The organism is Mesorhizobium sp. M1365 (assembly GCF_040317865.1).
Lineage (GTDB): Bacteria > Pseudomonadota > Alphaproteobacteria > Rhizobiales > Rhizobiaceae > Mesorhizobium.
Genome location: NZ_JAMYLG010000002.1, coordinates 20233 through 37954, shown reverse-complemented (window position 1 = coordinate 37954; position 17722 = coordinate 20233). Strand labels below are relative to the sequence as shown.

General features: G+C 63.0%; 15 protein-coding genes. 8 read left to right on the top strand and 7 right to left on the bottom strand.

The genetic code is table 11. The features are described from left to right. Positions 1-62: 62 nt before the first annotated feature. Positions 63-716 (top strand): fructose-6-phosphate aldolase, encoded by a 654-nt coding sequence (gene fsa / locus NKH04_RS02230; RefSeq protein WP_023678103.1) that lies wholly within the window; start codon positions 63-65, stop codon positions 714-716. Between the two features lie 71 nt (positions 717-787). Here the strand turns inward: fsa and NKH04_RS02225 are convergent, their stop codons facing one another. Then, positions 788-1369 (bottom strand): LPS assembly lipoprotein LptE, encoded by a 582-nt coding sequence (locus NKH04_RS02225; protein WP_352613270.1) that lies wholly within the window; start codon positions 1367-1369, stop codon positions 788-790. Then, positions 1356-3980 (bottom strand): leucine--tRNA ligase, encoded by a 2625-nt coding sequence (gene leuS / locus NKH04_RS02220; protein ID WP_352834048.1) that lies wholly within the window; start codon positions 3978-3980, stop codon positions 1356-1358. The genes NKH04_RS02225 and leuS overlap by 14 nt, the downstream gene beginning before the upstream one ends. A gap of 146 nt (positions 3981-4126) precedes the next feature. On the opposite strand from leuS, the gene NKH04_RS02215 reads away from it, so the two are divergent. Further along, positions 4127-4789 carry a YggS family pyridoxal phosphate-dependent enzyme gene (locus tag NKH04_RS02215; protein WP_352834051.1) on the top strand — a complete coding sequence of 221 codons (663 nt, stop codon included), beginning with the start codon at positions 4127-4129 and terminating at the stop codon, positions 4787-4789. A 109-nt stretch (positions 4790-4898) separates the two neighbouring features. Continuing rightward, positions 4899-5948 carry an aldo/keto reductase gene (locus NKH04_RS02210; protein WP_352834054.1) on the top strand — a complete coding sequence of 350 codons (1050 nt, stop codon included), beginning with the start codon at positions 4899-4901 and terminating at the stop codon, positions 5946-5948. 60 nt (positions 5949-6008) lie between these two features. Here the strand turns inward: NKH04_RS02210 and NKH04_RS02205 are convergent, their stop codons facing one another. Continuing rightward, complete coding sequence (locus NKH04_RS02205) at positions 6009-6917, bottom strand: LysR family transcriptional regulator (protein ID WP_352767523.1); 909 nt, start codon at positions 6915-6917, stop codon at positions 6009-6011. A 137-nt stretch (positions 6918-7054) separates the two neighbouring features. On the opposite strand from NKH04_RS02205, the gene NKH04_RS02200 reads away from it, so the two are divergent. Continuing rightward, on the top strand, positions 7055-8236 hold the full coding sequence (locus NKH04_RS02200; RefSeq protein ID WP_352471291.1) for an MFS transporter: 1182 nt from the start codon (positions 7055-7057) through the stop codon (positions 8234-8236). A gap of 55 nt (positions 8237-8291) precedes the next feature. Next, positions 8292-9326, top strand: a complete 1035-nt coding sequence (locus NKH04_RS02195; protein ID WP_352683663.1) for an aldo/keto reductase — start codon at positions 8292-8294, stop codon at positions 9324-9326. 45 nt (positions 9327-9371) lie between these two features. On the opposite strand, the gene NKH04_RS02190 is transcribed toward NKH04_RS02195, so the two are convergent. Continuing rightward, the gene (locus NKH04_RS02190; protein ID WP_023678111.1) at positions 9372-9644 is read right to left on the bottom strand and encodes an usg protein; all 273 of its coding nucleotides are present in this window, start codon (positions 9642-9644) and stop codon (positions 9372-9374) included. A gap of 306 nt (positions 9645-9950) precedes the next feature. Here NKH04_RS02190 and acs point away from each other — a divergent pair, with 306 nt between their 5' ends. Together acs and NKH04_RS02180 are read left to right on the top strand one after the other, a co-directional pair. Further along, positions 9951-11906 (top strand): acetate--CoA ligase, encoded by a 1956-nt coding sequence (acs, locus tag NKH04_RS02185; protein ID WP_352817506.1) that lies wholly within the window; start codon positions 9951-9953, stop codon positions 11904-11906. Beyond that, on the top strand, positions 11906-12649 hold the full coding sequence (locus NKH04_RS02180; RefSeq protein WP_352817503.1) for an MOSC domain-containing protein: 744 nt from the start codon (positions 11906-11908) through the stop codon (positions 12647-12649). Before acs ends, NKH04_RS02180 begins: the two co-directional genes overlap by 1 nt. Here NKH04_RS02180 and NKH04_RS02175 read toward each other — a convergent pair whose 3' ends face one another. From NKH04_RS02175 to NKH04_RS02165, 3 genes are all read right to left on the bottom strand, one after another. Continuing rightward, entirely contained in the window at positions 12650-13918 is a 1269-nt protein-coding gene (locus NKH04_RS02175; protein WP_352471295.1) for a class I SAM-dependent methyltransferase, read from the bottom strand. Between the two features lie 387 nt (positions 13919-14305). Further along, positions 14306-15667, bottom strand: coding sequence for a pilus assembly protein TadG-related protein (locus NKH04_RS02170; RefSeq protein WP_352834057.1), 1362 nt, complete (start codon positions 15665-15667; stop codon positions 14306-14308). 328 nt (positions 15668-15995) lie between these two features. Beyond that, entirely contained in the window at positions 15996-16865 is an 870-nt protein-coding gene (locus NKH04_RS02165; RefSeq protein ID WP_352834059.1) for a transglutaminase-like domain-containing protein, read from the bottom strand. Between the two features lie 178 nt (positions 16866-17043). Between NKH04_RS02165 and NKH04_RS02160 the strand changes: the two genes are divergently transcribed. After that, entirely contained in the window at positions 17044-17715 is a 672-nt protein-coding gene (locus NKH04_RS02160) for an HAD-IA family hydrolase (protein ID WP_352834062.1), read from the top strand. Positions 17716-17722: the final 7 nt, after the last annotated feature.

Below are 17722 nucleotides of genomic sequence, written 5' to 3'. Positions count from 1 at the left end.
TAGATCAAAGTCCGACCCCAAATGTGCATGACGTGCACATGAAAAATCTTCAGGAGACCGCCATGAAATTTTTTGTCGACACCGCCGATGTCAAGGAAATCCGCGAGCTGAACGATTTGGGGCTGCTCGACGGCGTAACCACCAATCCGTCGCTGATCCTGAAATCCGGCGGCAAGATCGCCGACGTCACAAGAGAGATCTGCGAGATCGTCAAGGGCCCAGTCTCGGCCGAAGTCGTCGCCACCGAATACAAGGACATGATGGCGGAGGCCAAGATCCTGGCCAGGATCGCCGACAATGTCTGCATCAAGGTGCCGCTGACGCTCGACGGCCTGAGAGCCTGCAAGGACATCCGGTCGGACGGCCGCATGGTCAACGTCACGCTGTGCTTCTCGGCCACCCAGGCGCTGCTCGCCGCCAAGGCCGGCGCCTCCTTCATCTCGCCCTTCGTCGGCCGCATCGACGACAGCGGCTGGGACGGCATGGAGCTGATTGCCGATATCCGCACCATCTACGACAATTATGACTTCCAGACTGAAATCCTGACCGCTTCGGTGCGTACCGTGAACCATGTCAAGCAGGCGGCGCTGATCGGTGCCGATGTCATCACCGCGCCGCCGGCGACGCTCAAGGCGCTGGTCAAGCACCCGCTGACCGACAAGGGCCTGGAACTGTTCCTCGCCGACTGGGCAAAGACCGGGCAGAAGATCGGCTGAAGCGACTGTCCTACGAACAAAAAAGGCCGAGCAATCGGCCTTTTTTTGCAGATTGCGCACTCTGGAAAGACCTAGCTTGCCGCCGGCCTGCCGTGCTTGATCAGATCCTGGGCAATCGACAGCCGCAGCACATCTGCCAGCTCGCGCGCCGCACGGTTCTCGGCGTCGATCTGGGCCCGGTATGACGCGAATTCCTGGCGCGGCCTGTCGTATGACGACGGAATCGAGCGCTTGCCCCTCGCTATGACCGTGCCCGTCTTGGCATCGCTGAGCACATAGTTGGCAGTCAGCGTCACAGTGCCGGCGGTCGGCTCGTCCTCGTCGGTCGTGACCTGCTCGATTGCCGCCGATTCGACGAGTTCGGAGACGCCGAGATCAAGCGAATAGACCGGCGAAGCCGGCTCGCCGGCGCCCTGGCCGAGCGCGAAGATCAAATTGTTGCGGACCTGCTGGGCGTAGCGGGTCTTGACCGGCTTGACCGAGATCGATGCCAGCTCGGCAGCGGCGCCGACCTGCGAGCCGGCGATCAGCGGCGCGCTCGAATAGAGCGGCCGCACCGTGCAGGCGGAAACCAGCGCCACCGAGGCGAGCAGCCCGTAAAGCACGACACGGCGCAGCGTCAGCTCCGCTTTTTTCGGATCAGGCAACGACATTGACGATCCTCTGCGGCACGATGATCACCTTGCGCGGCGCCTTACCTTCGAGCGCTTTCTGCACGAACTCGAGAGCCAGAACCGCTTTTTCGACCGCACCTTGGTCCGCGTCGCGGGCAATTGTCAAATCACCGCGCTTCTTGCCGTTGACCTGGACCGGCAGCACGATCTCGGCGTCGACGACAAGCGAGGCATCGTAGTCCGGCCAGGGCCGTTCGGCGACAAGGTCGGTGCCGCCGAGCGTCTGCCAGCACTCCTCGGCCAGATGCGGCATGACCGGCGCGATCAGGTGCACCAGGATCTCGACGGCCTCACGGCAGGCCGCTTGCAGGGCCGGACCGGCCTTGCCCTCTGCCGCCTCGTTGAGCGGTACGGTCAAGGCATTGGCGAGCTCATAGATGCGGGCGATGGCGCGGTTGAAGGCGAGCTTTTCGATATCCTCGCCGACCAACTTCAGGATCTTGTGCGCGGCCTTGGACACTGTCCCGGCCTCGCCGTCCTTCGCCGCCTCTGGCCGGACTCCGGCGAGCGATTCGGCAGCCGTCGACACCAGGCGCCAGATGCGCTGGATGAAGCGATGCGCGCCGGCCGCACCCTCGTCGGTCCATTCGACATCGCGCTCGGGCGGCGAGTCCGACAGCATGAACCAGCGCGCCGTATCGGCGCCGTAGCCGTCGGTGATCTCTTCCGGACTCACCGTATTCTTCTTCGACTTCGACATTTTTTCGAGCGGACCGATCACCGCCTCTTCGCCGGTGGCGATTTCGAAGGCGCGGCGCTTGCCGTCGGCGTCTTCCAGCCTGACCTCGCTTGGCGCAAGCCAGCGGCCGTTCGAGGCGCCGCCAACCCGATAGGTCTCGTGTACCACCATGCCTTGCGTGAACAGGCCCCTGAACGGCTCGGCGAGATCGACATGGCCGGTCTCGCGCATGGCGCGGGTGAAAAAGCGCGAATAGAGCAAATGCAGGATCGCATGCTCAATACCGCCAATATACTGGTCGACCGGCAGCCATTCAGTCGCGGCCTCGGGATCGGTCGGATCGTTTGCCCACGGCGCGGTGAAGCGCGCGAAATACCACGAAGAATCGACAAATGTGTCCATCGTGTCGGTTTCGCGCCGCGCATCCTTGCCGCAACGCGGGCATTTGACGTGCCGCCATGTCGGATGGCGATCGAGCGGATTGCCCGGCCGGTCGAACTCGATGTCGTCCGGCAGCTTGACCGGCAGGTCGGCTTTCGGCACCGGCACCACGCCGCAATCCTCGCAATGGATCATCGGGATCGGGCAGCCCCAATAGCGCTGGCGCGAAATGCCCCAGTCGCGCAGGCGGAAATTCACCTTGCGCTCGGCCATCGGCCGGTTGCCGATGGTCCTTTGTTCCAGCAGCTTCGCCACCTCGTCGAATGCCTGATCCGGCTTCATGCCGTCGAGGAAGCGCGAATTGATCATCGCGCCATCATCGACGTAAGCCTCGTCGATGACCTGGAAGCTTCCTTGATTCTCGCCTTCCGGCATCACCACCGGAATGACCGGAAGGCCGTATCTGTTGGCGAAGTCGAGGTCGCGCTGGTCATGTGCCGGGCAGCCGAAGATGGCGCCGGTGCCATAGTCCATCAGCACGAAATTGGCGACGTAGACGGGTAGCGTCCACCTCTCGTCGAACGGATGGACGACGCGAGTGCCGGTATCGAAACCCTTCTTCTCGGCCGTCTCCAAGGCCGCCGCCGAAGTGCCCATATGGCGGACTTCGTCGATGAACTTTGCCACCGCCGGATTGTCCTCGGCGGCCTTTTTGGCCAGCGGATGGTCGGCCGCAATCGCCATGAAGGACGCGCCGAAGATGGTGTCGGGCCTGGTCGTATAGACTTCGAGCTCATGCTCGCCGGCGATTGGCTTGACCAGCGGCCAGCGGATCAGCAGCCCTTCTGAACGGCCGATCCAGTTCGCCTGCATCAGCTTCACTTTTTCCGGCCAGTCGTCGAGCTGATCGAGCGAATCCAGCAGATCCTGCGCATAATCGGTGATCTTGAAGAACCACTGCGTCAGCTCGCGCTGTTCCACCAGCGCGCCTGAGCGCCAGCCGCGTCCGTCGATGACCTGCTCGTTGGCAAGCACCGTCATGTCCTCCGGATCCCAGTTGACCTTGGAGGATTTGCGCGTCACCAGCCCCTTCTCGACGAAATCGAGGAACAGCATCTGCTGGCGGTGATAGTAGTCGACATCGCAGGTGGCGAACTCGCGCGCCCAATCGAGCGACAGGCCCATGACCTTGAGCTGCTCGCGCATGGCGGCGATGTTCTGATAGGTCCAGTCCTTGGGATGGACCTTGTTCTGCATCGCCGCGTTTTCGGCTGGCATGCCAAAGGCGTCCCAGCCCATCGGGTGCAGCACATTGAAACCCTTGGCCCGCTTGTAGCGCGCCACCACATCGCCCATCGTATAGTTGCGGGTATGGCCGATATGGATGCGCCCGGACGGATAGGGGAACATCTCCAGCACGTAGTATTTCGGGCGCGGGTCGTCATTGTCGGCTTCGAACAGCTTCTTGGCGTCCCAGGCCTTCTGCCATTTGGGCTCTGACGCGCGCGGATTGTATCGTTCGGTTGCCATCGGGTGTTTTTCACTTAAAAGCATGCGCGAGCCGCCGGACAATGCCCGGGCGGCTCAGGAAATGTCGTCGCGGTGTTCACCATGGATTGCCGGACCCGTCAACTGCGGCGATCCGGCGAAAAGCCAAACACAGGCAGGATATAGGCATGGCGAGCGCCGCCGAACAGCTTTTCACGGTCAAGGCAAGGATCGCTGCCGCCGAGCGCGAGGCAGGCCGTGAGGCCGGAGCGGTGACGCTGGTCGCGGTCTCGAAAACCTTCGACGCCGCCGATATCCGCCCCGTCATCGAGGCCGGCCAGCGCGTCTTCGGCGAAAACCGCGTCCAGGAAGCACAAGCCAAATGGCCGGCACTGCGGACGGCGTTTCCCGACGTCGAGCTGCATCTGATCGGTCCGCTGCAATCGAACAAGGCCAAGGAAGCGGTGGCATTGTTCGACGTCATCGAAACCATCGACCGTGAAAAGATCGCCGCAGAGCTGGCCAAGGAAATCGCCAGGCAGGGCAGGACGCCAAGGCTCTATGTCCAGGTCAACACCGGCTCCGAGCCGCAAAAGGCCGGCATCGAGCCACGCGAGGCTGTCGCCTTCGTCGCCCGCTGCCGCTCGGTTCACGCCCTCGCCATCGAAGGGCTGATGTGCATTCCGCCGGCCGACGAGAACCCCGGTCCGCATTTCGCGCTGCTGGAAAAGCTTGGGCTCGAGGCCGGCGTCGACAAGCTCTCCATGGGCATGTCCGGCGACTACGAAACCGCGATCGCCTTCGGCGCGACCAGTGTCAGGGTTGGATCGGCGATTTTCGGCGCCAGATGAGGCGCAGCCGACCTTAGGCCACAGGCTGACATTGACTAAGCCAGCGTATAGAAACGGAACGTTTCGTTCCTATATGGGTCGAGTTATTCTCAACCCGTCTGGAGCCACCATGCGTTACAATCAACTTGGAAATACGGGGATGTTCGTCTCCGAACTTTGCCTCGGCACGATGACGTTCGGCGCGGCCGGCGACAATGCCCAATGGGGCCTGATCGCCAGCCTCGACCAGAAGGGCGTCGACGAGATCGTTGCCCGCTCCCTCGCCGCCGGCGTCAATTTCTTCGACACGGCGGATGTCTATTCCTTCGGCGCCTCGGAACGGCTTCTCGGCCAGTCGCTCAGGAACCTTGGCGTCAACCGTCAGGACGTGATCATCGCCACCAAGGTTCATGGCGCCATGGGCGGCGGCCCGAACCAGCGCGGTTCCTCGCGCGGCCACATCATGGATTCGGTCGAGAGCAGCCTCGAGCGGCTACAGCTCGATCACATCGATCTCTACCAGCTGCACGGCACCGACACGGTGACGCAGATCGACGAAACGCTGCGGGCGCTCGACGACCTGGTTGCCGCCGGCAAGGTCCGCTATGTCGGCGTCTCGAACTGGCAGGCCTGGCGCATCGCCAAGGCGCTGGGTATTGCGGAGCGCAAAGGCTTTGCCCGCTTCGAGACCGTGCAGTCGTATTATTCGATCGCCGGCCGCGATCTCGAGCGCGAAATCGTGCCGCTGCTCAACGAGGAGAAACTCGGGCTGATGGTCTGGTCGCCGATGGCTGGCGGCCTGCTCTCCGGCAAATACGGACCGGGCGCCCCCGGCAATGGCGAGGGCCGTCGCGCCAGCTTCAATTTCCCGCCGGTCAATGAGGACCGTGCCTGGGCAGCGGTCGCTGTCATGCGCGAGATCGCCGTCAAGCACGGCGTCAGCGTCGCCACGGTGGCGCTCGGCTATGTCCTGGCCAAGCCATTCGTGATGAGCGTCATCATCGGCGCCAGCCGCATGGAGCAGCTGGAACAGAACCTTGCAGCCACCGAGTTGCAGCTCGATGCCGATGATCTTGTTCGCCTCGACGAAGTCAGTGCCCTGCCCGCCGAATACCCGGGCTGGATGCTGGAGCGTCAGGCGGCCGGCCGGCGGCCGGCGCCCTTTGTGCCGAAAAAGTAGTTCAATTTACCTTCGATTTGATGCTTCGGGAGCCGGCAGGCTCCCTATCTTTTTTTGGGCTCAAGTCAGCCGGACAGTCTCGACCAAAAAGTCCAAAAACGCCCGCACCCGCGCCGGCAGATACTTGCCTTGGCCGACATAGACGGCGTGGGTGAGTTCCTCGTCGCCGGGATTGAACTCTTCCAGCAGCGGCAGCAGCCGGCCGGCGGCAATGTCGGCCTCCACATGCCAGCGTGCCAGCCGGGCGATGCCCGCCCCCGAGAGCGCCATCAGCCGCATCGCCTCGCCGTCGCTGACCAGCGTATTTCCGATGATCGACAGGGTGATCGGTTTGCCGGCCGCGTCGATAAAAGGCCAGCCCTCGAGGTGACGAACGAAACGGAATCCCATCCGGTTGTGACGATCGAGGTCGGCGGGCGTCTTGGGCGTGCCACGCGCTTCGAGATACGATGGCGCCGCAACGACGACCACCCGGCTCTGCCCGAGCTTGCGCGCCACCAGCCGTGATTCGCCGAGCGGCCCGGCGCGGATGGCGACGTCAGCGCGCTCCTCCATCAGGTCGATGACATCGTCGGTCAACACCAGATCGACCGAGATTTCGGGGTAGCGCTCTAGGAAACGCGGCAAAAGCGGGATCAGCCGATGCTGCCCGAAAGGCACGTAGCTGTTGATCCGCAGCCGGCCACGCGGCGCGGCACCCGCCGCTGCCTCGCGCTCGGCCGCCGCCATGTCGGCAAGGACGCGCACGCCGCTGTCGAAGAACGCCGCCCCCTCCGGCGTCAGTTGCAGCTTGCGCGTCGAACGGCTGACCAGCCGCGCACCAAGCCGCGCCTCCAGCCGCGCGATCAGCTTGCTCACCGCCGACGGCGTCATCCGCAACGCGCGGGCAGCGGCTGAAAAGCTGCCCGCCTCGACGACGCGGACGAACACTTCGATCTCGCCGGAGCGATTGATGTCGGGCCTGGCCATTGGTGAATCTATTTCACAGACGATGTGCCCGATGCAAGGCTGGTTCACAGCACATCGCGGCACGATCTTCCGGATCGGGGCGTGGGAGGACACGGCGCCCGTCGTCAAAACTGGTCGTCATCGAAGTGGGAACCGCCATGCCCCTTGCTCTTTACGCTCTTGCCGCCGGTGCCTTTGGCATCGGCGTCACCGAATTCGTCATCATGGGCCTGCTGCTCGACGTCAGCACCGATCTCGGCGTCTCGATCTCAGCTTCCGGCCAGCTGATTTCTGGCTATGCGCTGGGCGTCGTCATCGGCGCGCCGCTGCTGACGATCGCGACCGGCCGTTGGCCGCGCAAGACCGTGCTTCTGGCGCTGATGGCGATCTTCACGCTGGGCAACCTCGCTTGTGCGCTTGCCCCAGACTACTGGACGCTGATGGGTGCGCGCGTACTGACCGCCTTCGCCCACGGTACCTTCTTCGGCGTCGGCTCGGTCGTGGCGACCGGACTGGTGGCGCCCAACAAGAAAGCCTCGGCGATCGCCCTGATGTTCACCGGCCTGACCATCGCCAACATCCTCGGCGTGCCCTTCGGCACATGGCTCGGCCAAGCCTTCGGCTGGCGCGCGACCTTCTGGGCGGTGACCCTGGTCGGCATCGCCGCCTTTACCATCATTCTGCTGCTGGTGCCGCGCAGCCGAACAGAGCCTGAGAAGAGCAATTTGCGCGCCGATCTCGCCTTGCTCGGCCGCGCGCCGGTCCTGCTTGGCTTTGCCACCACCGTGCTTGGCTATGCCGGCGTCTTCGCCGTCTTCACCTACATCGCCCCGTTGCTGACCGAGATCACCGGTTTTGACGAGACAGCGGTGTCGCCGATCCTGCTGGTCTTCGGCGGCGGCCTCATCGCCGGCAACCTCGCCGGCGGCAAGTTCGCCGATCGCTGGCTGGTACCGTCCGTTCTCGGCAGTCTCGTCGTGCTGGCGCTGGTGCTCGGCACCATGACCTTCGCCCTGCACAGCCAGGTCATGGCCGTTATCTATGTCGGCCTGCTCGGCGCCGCCGCCTTCGCCACCGTCGCGCCGCTACAGTTATGGGTGTTGCAGAAGGCGCAAGGCGCCGGCCAGAGCCTAGCTTCATCCTTCAACATCGCCGCCTTCAACCTCGGCAATGCGGCCGGCGCCTGGCTCGGCGGCGTGGTCATCGCCCATGGTCCCGGCCTCGGTGCCGTCACCTGGGTCGCGGCGCTGTTGCCACTTTCAGCGCTTGCCGTAGCGGCGTTTGCGCTGCGTCTCGACCGAGATCCTGTCCTCGCTACACCGGAAATCGCGCGGTCATAGAACGCAAACCTGAGCCAATCTTTGAAACAGCCATCCTTCCACAAGGAGCAAACCCATGGATTATCGAAATCTTGGCGCATCAGGCCTGAAGGTTCCGGTGCTCTCGTTCGGCGCTGGAACCTTCGGCGGTTCAGGCCCGCTGTTCGGTGCCTGGGGCAACAGCGATGCGGCGGAAGCACGGCGGCTGGTCGACATCTGCCTTGAGGCCGGCGTCAACCTGTTCGACACCGCCGATGTCTATTCGAATGGCGCTTCCGAACAAGTGCTCGGCGCTGCCATCAAGGGCCGCCGCGACGCCGTGCTGATCTCGACCAAGACCTCGCTGCCGATGGGCGACGGTCCCAACGATGCCGGCTCGTCACGTTCACGCCTGATCAAGGCCGTCGAAGACGCGCTGAAGCGTCTTGGCACCGATTACATCGACCTGCTGCAACTGCACGCCTTCGACGCCGCAACACCGATCGAGGAGGTGCTGTCGACGTTGGACAGTCTCGTGCGCGCCGGCAAGCTGCGTTATGTCGGCGTCTCCAATTTTTCCGGCTGGCAAGTGATGAAGTCGCTCGGCCTGGCGGATAGACATGGCTATCCCCGATACGTCGCCCATCAAGTCTATTACTCGCTGGTCGGACGCGATTATGAATGGGAGTTGATGCCGCTCGGCCTCGACCAGGGCGTCGGTGCGCTGGTGTGGAGCCCACTCGGCTGGGGCCGCCTGACCGGCAAGATCCGCCGTGGCCAGAAGCTGCCTGAGAAAAGCCGGCTGCACGACACGGCAAGCTTCGGACCGCCCGTCGAGGATGAGCATCTCTATCGGGTCGTCGACGCGCTTGATGTTGTCGCCGAGGAAACCGGCAAGACCATACCGCAGATCGCCATCAATTGGCTGCTGCAGCGGCCGACCGTCGCCTCCGTCATCATTGGCGCGCGCAATGAGGAGCAGTTGCGCCAGAATCTCGGCGCCGTCGGCTGGTCCTTGACAGCCGAGCAGATGAAGAAGCTCGACACGGCAAGTGAGGTCACCGCACCCTATCCGTATTTTCCCTATCGCCGGCAGGAGGGTTTTGCCCGGCTGAACCCGCCCGCAGTCTGACGCTCCAAAAGCTGGGCGGCGGCTCCCAGACTGCCGCCCGCCCGGCTAATGCAGAACGAACTCGCCGTCGACCTTGCGCCATTCGTTCGGCGCGATCAGCTTCTGGTGCGTGTAGCTGACCGAATGCAGCGGGCCTTCGAGCTTGGCCTTCCAGAACTCGATGAAGCGGATCAGCACGGGAAATTTCGGGGCGATGTCGTAATCCTGCCAGATGAAGCTCTGCAGCAGATGCGGATGATCTGGGAAGTGATAAAGAATCTTGGCCGTGGTCAAGCCATAGCCCTTGAGCATCAGGTCCATTTCTGAATGGTCGCGCATTGCCGGTCCCCTGGTTGATTCTCCTTCCTCCCAGCCTGAAATTGTGCACCCCATTTGCTTATTCGTCTATTGATATTTCTACGATCAAATCAGATTCCTCCCGCAAAAACATGCGCTTAGCAGCCGCCTCACGAGAGTGCTGACACCGCCGGGCAAGGCACCTGCGGCATCCCGCCGCGCGAATCCAACGTCTAATGTTGCCGTCACCGCCGAACTGTTAATAATGCGCGCGAATTCGCGGCCGCATCGCCGCGATCCTGCCGGCGGTCAAGCCGGCGGTTTGGTTTTGGGGAGGAAGGCGAAGAAATGTCCGATGTTCATGTCCATCGCGTCCAGCCGGCGTGGAAGAAGAACGCGCTGATTGACAATGACGCCTACCTGAAATGGTACGCCGACAGCGTCAACAACCCGGACAAGTTCTGGGGCAAGCACGGCAAGCGCATCGACTGGTTCAAGCCCTACAGCAAGGTCAAGAACACGTCCTTCGACGGCAAGGTTTCGATCAAATGGTTCGAGGATGGCCAGACAAACGTTTCGTGGAACTGCATCGACCGGCATCTGAAGAAGCGCGGCGAACAGACCGCCATCATCTGGGAAGGCGACAATCCCTACGACGACAGGAAGATCACCTATAACGAACTTCACGCACATGTCTGCCGCCTCGCCAATGTGATGAAGAAGCACGGCGTTAAGAAGGGCGACCGCGTCACCATCTACATGCCGATGATCCCGGAGGCCGCTTATGCGATGCTCGCCTGCACGCGCATCGGCGCCATTCATTCGGTTGTCTTCGGCGGCTTTTCGCCGGATGCGCTGGCCGGACGCATCGACGACTGCAAGTCGACCTTCGTCATCACCGCCGACGAAGGCCTGCGCGGCGGCAAGACTATCCCGCTGAAGGAGAACACCGACAAGGCGATCGAGATCGCCGCCAAGGCCGGAACGAAAGTCGAAAAGGTCTTGGTCGTGCGCCGCACCGGCGGCAAAACCGGCTGGGCCGCCGGGCGCGACGTCTGGTACCATGACGAGGTCGCCACGGTTAAGGCCGAATGCAAGCCCGAGAAGATGAACGCCGAGGACCCGCTGTTCATCCTCTACACATCCGGCTCGACCGGCAAGCCGAAGGGCGTGCTGCATACCACCGCCGGCTATCTCGTCTATGTCTCGATGACCCACCAATATGTCTTCGACTATCATGAGGGCGATATCTACTGGTGCACCGCCGATGTCGGCTGGGTCACCGGCCACAGCTATATCGTCTACGGGCCGCTCGCCAACGGCGCCACCACGCTGATGTTCGAAGGCGTGCCGAACTACCCGTCGCAGTCGCGTTTCTGGGACGTGATCGACAAGCACAAGGTCAACATCTTCTACACGGCGCCGACGGCGCTGCGCGCGCTGATGGGCGCCGGCGATGCCCATGTCACCAAAACGTCGCGCAAGTCGCTGCGCGTGCTCGGCACCGTCGGCGAGCCGATCAATCCGGAAGCCTGGGAGTGGTATTTCAACGTCGTCGGCAACGGCAAGGTGCCGATCGTCGACACCTGGTGGCAGACCGAGACCGGCGGCATCATGATCACGCCGGTTCCGGGCGCCACCCACCTCAAGGCGGGTTCGGCGACGCGGCCCTTCTTTGGCGTCAAGCCGCAGCTGGTCGACGCCGACGGCAAGGTACTGGAAGGCGAAGCCAGCGGCAACCTTTGCATTGCCGACTCATGGCCGGGCCAGATGCGCACCGTCTATGGCGATCACGACCGCTTCGTACAGACCTATTTCTCGACCTACAAGGGCAGGTACTTCACCGGCGACGGCTGCCGCCGCGATGCTGACGGCTACTACTGGATCACCGGCCGCGTCGATGACGTCATCAACGTCTCCGGCCACCGGATGGGCACCGCCGAGGTCGAATCGGCGCTGGTTTCGCATGAGAAGGTCTCGGAGGCCGCCGTCGTCGGCTACCCGCACGATATCAAGGGCCAGGGCATCTACTGCTATGTCACGCTGATGGCCGGCGAGACGCCAAGCGAGGAATTGCGCCAGGAGCTCGTCGCCCATGTCCGCAAGGAGATCGGCGCCATCGCTTCGCCCGACAAGATCCAGTTCGCGCCCGGCCTGCCGAAGACCCGTTCCGGCAAGATCATGCGGCGCATCCTGCGCAAGATCGCCGAGGATGATTTTGCCGCGCTCGGCGACACCTCGACGCTCGCCGACCCGGCAGTCGTCGACGACCTGATCGCCAACCGGCAAAACAAGAAGGGCTGATGCAACCCGCATTGGGCGCCGTCACCGAGCTTTGGCGCTATCCCGCGAGCTCGCTCGCCGGCGAGTTTCAGGAGGCGATCTCCGTCGACTGGTATACCGTCGAAGGCGACCGCCTGTTTGGTCTTGTCGATACCTCGACCGATGAAATCGCGCGGCCCGACCGCGAAGCGAAATGGCACAAGGTGCCCCGCATCCGCACCCGGCTGTCGCAGGCCGGCAGGCTGGAGGTCGCCATCCCCGACGGACGCTGGCTTTCGGCACCTGGCGCGCAAAGTGATCGCGCGGTTTCCGCGTATCTCGGCTTTGCGGCTTCCATCCGGCCGTTCCGCCGGGAAAATGCGGCTCCGGATTACCTCGGCCCCCTGCTGACGGAACGCTACGTCAAAACCCCTATTCATCTGCTGACCACCGCCTCACTGGCGCGTTTGAAAGTGCTGCATCCAGAGGGCGCCGCCGACGCGCGCCGCTTCCGCCCCAACATCGTCGTCGATATGCCAGAGGTCGAGGGGTCGTTTCCCGAGACGGAATGGATCGGGTGCAAGCTGGCAATCGGCGACCTGCTCCTGACCATCTCCGAGCCGTGCCGCCGCTGCGGCTTCACCATCATTGGCCAGAACGGGTTCGACCACGACCCGGCAATCCTGCGCAGCCTGGTCCGCCACAACGCCCATAACCTCGGCGTCTACTGCACCGTCGACCGACCGGCCCGCGTCGAGATCGGCGCCACGATGCGCCTCCTGTAGCTATCGATACAAATCCGCCCGCGTCGGCGGCAGGCCGCTCGGGCCGCGCGCGCGCCTAGTGACAACGGTCTGGAAGATCTGCGCCGAGGCGCGTTCGAAGGTGATCGAGCAACCGGTCAGATAAAGCAGCCAGAGCCGCGCCTTGGCTTCGCCGACCTCGGCGATGGCTTCGTCGAAGCGTGCGTGGAGACGCTCTGCCCATAGCCTGCAGGTGCGCGCATAGTGCTCGCGCAAGTTTTCGACGTCGTAGACGAGGAAGCCGTGCGCCTCGAGATTGCCGAGCGTCATGCCGATCGTATCGAGTTCGCCGCCCGGAAAAATGTATTTGATCAGCGCCTTGAATTCCGGCCCCTTGCGCAGCGTCTTCTTCAAGCTGCCCTTGTCGCGCCGGGTGATGGCGTGGTGCAGATAGATGCCGCCGGGCTTGAGCAGGCGATGGATCCTCGAGAAATAGGCCGCATGGTTGGCAAGCCCCAGATGCTCGAACATGCCGATCGAGGAGATCTTGTCGAAGGAGCCGGACAGCTCGGCATAGGACTTGATCTCGATGGTGATGCGGTCCTCCAGCCCGGCGGCGCGGATGCGTTCACGGGCGAGTTCGGTCTGTGCTTCCGATAGCGAAACGCCGTGGCCGACGACGCCATAATTCTTCACCGCATGGATGAGCATCGCTCCCCAGCCGCAGCCGATGTCGAGCAATCTGTCGCCGGGCTTCAGGCGAAGCTTGCGGCAGATATGGTCGAGCTTGTCTCTCTGGGCCTGATCGATATCGTTGGCGAAATCCTTGAAGTAGCCGCAGCTATAGACCATGCGCTCGTCGAGGAAGAGCCGGTAGAATGCGTTGGAAATGTCGTAATGATGCTGGATCGCCTCCTTGCTCGAACCGCTGACGAAAGGATTGCGGCCGGAAAGATCGGTTCGCGTCGTCATCTGTTTTCGCGAAAACAGCACCGCCGGCAGGTCGCGCAGGATCGCCAGCTTCGGCAATGTCTTGAGCTTCGTCCTGAGCTTGCCGTGCGTGGGCAAGGCGTAGAAATCGAACAGCGATCCGTCTTCGACGTCGACCGCCTTGGCAATCCACATCTCGATCAGCGTCGATAAAGAGGGCCGACGTACGATCTGCCAGACGATGTCCTGGTCGTTGATAGTGAGCACCGGGCCGGTAGCCGGGCCGATCCGCTCGCCTGTCCACAGCCTCACCGCGAAACCCGGCTTCAGCGTCTCGATGACCGTCCGAACAATCCGGGCCGCTCTCTCGGCTGCCTCCATCCCCGTCCTCCCTTACCCGGCAAATAACGGCCCGGAACAATCGCGGCTCGATCTTGCCTGCCCGATCGGCCGGCCGCAAGCCGCCCGAGTGCACAAGCACGCTTGTTCAGGATTTTCGAGTGCCGCGCCTTGCCATTTGCCGGATGACACCCCATCATGAGGAAGTGTTCAACAAATCGAAAGGAGGTGATCCGATGTCGAGTGATTTCGTTTTCCAGAACGTGGCCTCAGCGGATCGCACTTTCGGGAAGCAGTCTTCCCGTTAAGGCGCGAGATGCGCGGCTGGCGACCAACCGTCGCCGCCAGGAGCCGCGCCATGGACGGAAACACGGAAGGCCGCCGACTTCGCGAGAAGCGGCGGCCTTTTCCTTTTTGGGCTGTTGTCCCTTATTTGGTTACGGTCAACATCTCGACGTTGCGCGCTATGTCCTGGAAAGCCTGGTTGAGTTCGGTTCCATTGGCAGCTTGGTAGAAGTGCTTGATCTTGGCGGTGTCCGGGCTCGCGCAATCCTGGAGCGTCGCCTTGGCATTCGTTTCGTTTAGGTCAAACCCAATAGTGAAGATCTCGATGCCGTTGTCGCGCATGGCAGCGCAAAGTTTCTTGGCGGCCGTGCGGGTCGGCTCCTTGCCGGCGTCATTGTAGACGTCGCTCACCGTGCTCGCATCGAAGTAGGACAGGTTGAATTCGCCGTCGGTCATCAGGATCGCGATTTTGGCGACCTTTCTTGGATCCATCTTGGCCGGCCGCTGCGAAGTCCTCATGATGCCCCCCCAGTTCTCCGAGAGCATGTACCAGGTCCACTGCACGCCGATATGGCCGGCAGTGCCGCCGGAGGCGACGAAATTCTTGATGACAGTCTTGAGCGCCGTCGCATCCGCCGTCAGCGGCATCAGCGTGGCGGCCGGGCAGGCGGCGGTGCCGGTTTGCCAGGCGAAGGACGACAGCAGGTAGTCGCGGTTGACCATGCTGGCGTCGGGGCCTGCGTCCGAATATTGGTAGGTCCCCTTGCGTTCGGTGGCGCAATTGTCAGGACGGATGAGCCCCGAGACATACTGCACAGCGTCATTGGCCGGCGCCTGTTTGCGTTGGCTGGCGGTGGTTTCCACATAGACGCTGCTGGCGGCAAGTGTACCGGCATTCACCGAATTGGCATAAGGTACGATGGCAACCCGCACGCGCGGTTTGGAGGTGTCCTGACCGCCCAGAAAACTGTCGACGGCATTCGCCGCAGCCGTCCGCAGATCGATGATTTTCTGGCCTGCCATCGAGCCGGTCACATCGAGCATCATCGCGACTTCGATCTGCTTGTCCGAATAGAGAGCCGTCGTCGATGCGGGAACGCGCTGCATGCTACCCGTGCTGAAAAGCGGGAAATAATAGCTGACATTGACATGAACGTCCGCCTGAACGGTCCTGGCGGTCTGGTCGACGGTCAGTTTGTCGAGAACGATCTGATTGTCCTGCAGGATACCCGCCGTGCTGTTGGCATCGAGAAAGGCCTGCACCGATTTGCTGGCTTCGGCCTCGCTGATGACGCCGGTCGTCAGGTCGCGGGCCGTCGAGGTGACCGCAGCGTCGACGACGCCTTGCAGGCTCGATTTCACATTGTAGAGTTGGGATACATTGACGGCAAAGCCGACACTCAGCGCCAGTACTAAGCCGATTATACCAAACAGGACCGCGAAATTTCCGCTGCGATCCCCGGCAAAGCCGCCGATCGCCTGAACAAGACCCCCGAAACGCCGCATTCTTTCCGCCTCCATTCGCTACAGCCTGCAGCTGTCCGAACGCGCATTGCAGGAATCCGACCGGATCGCGCCGCCGGGCGCGGGAAAGCGAGCGGCCCCCGCTCAGGCCATTGTTTCCAAACGGTTTCGAGCGGCGACAAGGTAAACAGCGGGTAAACGAAAGCCGCGTCGGCACGGCTTTGTTCAAAAAGCGCTTACCAAGATTCGGGCTCGCAATTCGAGACGGCTGGACTGCGTCCCAATCCGGTACAGACGAGATGTATCGAACAGGATCAGTGCTGCCGCAGTGGCGGCAGGTGGAAATCCGGACTGCGAATGTGTCCGAAGATCAGGCCAGCATCCGTGCGCTGACGGTCTTGTCGACGCCGCGATAGGGCGGCTTGAACAGATTGCCTTCCTGCTCGTGGGTCCAGACCTTGAACAGGCTGAGCCGATGCGGGCCGAAACTGTGCAGCAGCGGCACGTCGGTGGCGTCGCGGCCGCGGGCTATGACGACGCGGCCGATCCTCGGCACATTGTGGCGAGGATCGAAGGTGTACCATCTGCCGTCGAGGAACACTTCCACCCAGGCCGAGAAATCCATCGGCGCCGGATCGGCGGGCACGCCGATATCGCCGAGATAGCCGTTCACGTAGCGGGCCGGGATGTTCATGCAGCGGCAGAGCGTGATCGCCAGATGGGCAAAGTCGCGGCAGACGCCGACGCGCTCCTCATGCGCCTGCGCCGCCGTGCGGGTCGAGCGCGCATAGCCGTAGCCGAAGGACAGGCGGTTGTGGACATAGTCGACGATCGCCTGCACCCGCGCCCAGCCCGGCGGAAGCTGGCCGAAAAGTTGCCAGGCCAGGTCGCCGAGATGGTCGGTCTCGCAGTAACGGCTGCCGAGCAGATAGCCGAGCACCCCGTCCGGCAATTCGGCAACCGGGACTTCCCCGGCCAGCGTGCTGACTTCGTCCATCTCGCCGCTGTCCTCGACCACCGCGTCATAAAGGATGCGAAAGCTTCCGGCCGGAGCCGTGAAGCGGCGGCAGCTATTGCCGAAAAGATCGTGGTAGACCCTGGTCGGAACCGACGGCGACGTCAGCACGCGCGTCTGCCGCTTGATGTCGGCCTGGCGATCCCGATGGATCTCGAGCAGCGAAACAATCGGCGTGGCTGCAGCGCATTCAATGGCAATTTCATAGCCGAGCCTGATCAGCATCGCCGTCCCCCTACGATCGTCATGGAAGATAGTGGTGGTCAACGCAGGAGAGTGTGCGGCGGTTCCTTGCAAACGTCGAAAACGACGCCTCGCGGCTTCCCATACGGACGCGGCAACGTTACGGTCGATCGACACGCGTCTTTTGACATAATCCCTCCAAGATGACCCGGGAAAGCCGATGTTCGCAGGCAGAAAATTCGCGGCCTTACTGTTCGATATGGACGGCACGATTCTCAATTCGATCGCCGCGGCGGAAAGGGTCTGGGCAGCGTGGGCGCATCGGCAAGGTCTTGACGTCGCCGCATTCCTGCCGACCATCCACGGCGTGCGGGCGATCGAGACCATCGGCCGGCTGGCGCTCCCAGGCGTCGATCCTGCCCGCGAAGCCGAATCGCTTTTGCAGGCCGAGGCGGCCGATGTCGAGGGCATTCGCCCGATTGCCGGCGCCGCGGCCTTCTTGGCGTCGCTGCCGCCTGGAAGCTGGGCGATCGCCACTTCGGCACCGCGCGAACTTGCCTTGCTGCGCCTGCAGGCCGCCGGCATTCCGGCTCCCGCCGTGATCGTCGCGGCGGAGGACGTGGCTCGCGGCAAGCCGGCGCCCGACTGCTTCCGGCTGGCGGCCGCACGGCTCGGCGTCGATGTGCGCGACTGCCTCGTCTTCGAGGACGCGCCGGCCGGCATAGCGGCAGCCGAAGCCGCGGGCGCTGCAATCGTGGTGATCAGCGCCACGCACCGGCATCCGTTGCAGACGCCGCATGCCGCCATCACCGGCTATGGCGTGATCGGCATCGCCGTCGATGACAACGGCTGGATTGCCATCGAAGCGGAACGGACCGCACAGCCTGCTTAACTAGCAT

What these genes read in the sequence shown, in the direction of transcription:
- NKH04_RS02175 (WP_352471295.1), bottom strand. Translation starts at nt 13,918, where the DNA reads ATGGAGGCAGCCGAGAGAGCGGCCCGGATTGTTCGGACGGTCATCGAG.
- NKH04_RS02210 (WP_352834054.1), top strand. Translation starts at nt 4,899, where the DNA reads ATGCGTTACAATCAACTTGGAAATACGGGGATGTTCGTCTCCGAACTT.
- NKH04_RS02180 (WP_352817503.1), top strand. Translation starts at nt 11,906, where the DNA reads ATGCAACCCGCATTGGGCGCCGTCACCGAGCTTTGGCGCTATCCCGCG.
- NKH04_RS02195 (WP_352683663.1), top strand. Translation starts at nt 8,292, where the DNA reads ATGGATTATCGAAATCTTGGCGCATCAGGCCTGAAGGTTCCGGTGCTC.
- NKH04_RS02190 (WP_023678111.1), bottom strand. Translation starts at nt 9,644, where the DNA reads ATGCGCGACCATTCAGAAATGGACCTGATGCTCAAGGGCTATGGCTTG.
- acs (WP_352817506.1), top strand. Translation starts at nt 9,951, where the DNA reads ATGTCCGATGTTCATGTCCATCGCGTCCAGCCGGCGTGGAAGAAGAAC.
- NKH04_RS02165 (WP_352834059.1), bottom strand. Translation starts at nt 16,865, where the DNA reads ATGCTGATCAGGCTCGGCTATGAAATTGCCATTGAATGCGCTGCAGCC.
- NKH04_RS02170 (WP_352834057.1), bottom strand. Translation starts at nt 15,667, where the DNA reads ATGCGGCGTTTCGGGGGTCTTGTTCAGGCGATCGGCGGCTTTGCCGGG.
- NKH04_RS02205 (WP_352767523.1), bottom strand. Translation starts at nt 6,917, where the DNA reads ATGGCCAGGCCCGACATCAATCGCTCCGGCGAGATCGAAGTGTTCGTC.
- NKH04_RS02215 (WP_352834051.1), top strand. Translation starts at nt 4,127, where the DNA reads ATGGCGAGCGCCGCCGAACAGCTTTTCACGGTCAAGGCAAGGATCGCT.
- fsa (WP_023678103.1), top strand. Translation starts at nt 63, where the DNA reads ATGAAATTTTTTGTCGACACCGCCGATGTCAAGGAAATCCGCGAGCTG.
- leuS (WP_352834048.1), bottom strand. Translation starts at nt 3,980, where the DNA reads ATGGCAACCGAACGATACAATCCGCGCGCGTCAGAGCCCAAATGGCAG.
- NKH04_RS02200 (WP_352471291.1), top strand. Translation starts at nt 7,055, where the DNA reads ATGCCCCTTGCTCTTTACGCTCTTGCCGCCGGTGCCTTTGGCATCGGC.
- NKH04_RS02225 (WP_352613270.1), bottom strand. Translation starts at nt 1,369, where the DNA reads ATGTCGTTGCCTGATCCGAAAAAAGCGGAGCTGACGCTGCGCCGTGTC.
- NKH04_RS02160 (WP_352834062.1), top strand. Translation starts at nt 17,044, where the DNA reads ATGTTCGCAGGCAGAAAATTCGCGGCCTTACTGTTCGATATGGACGGC.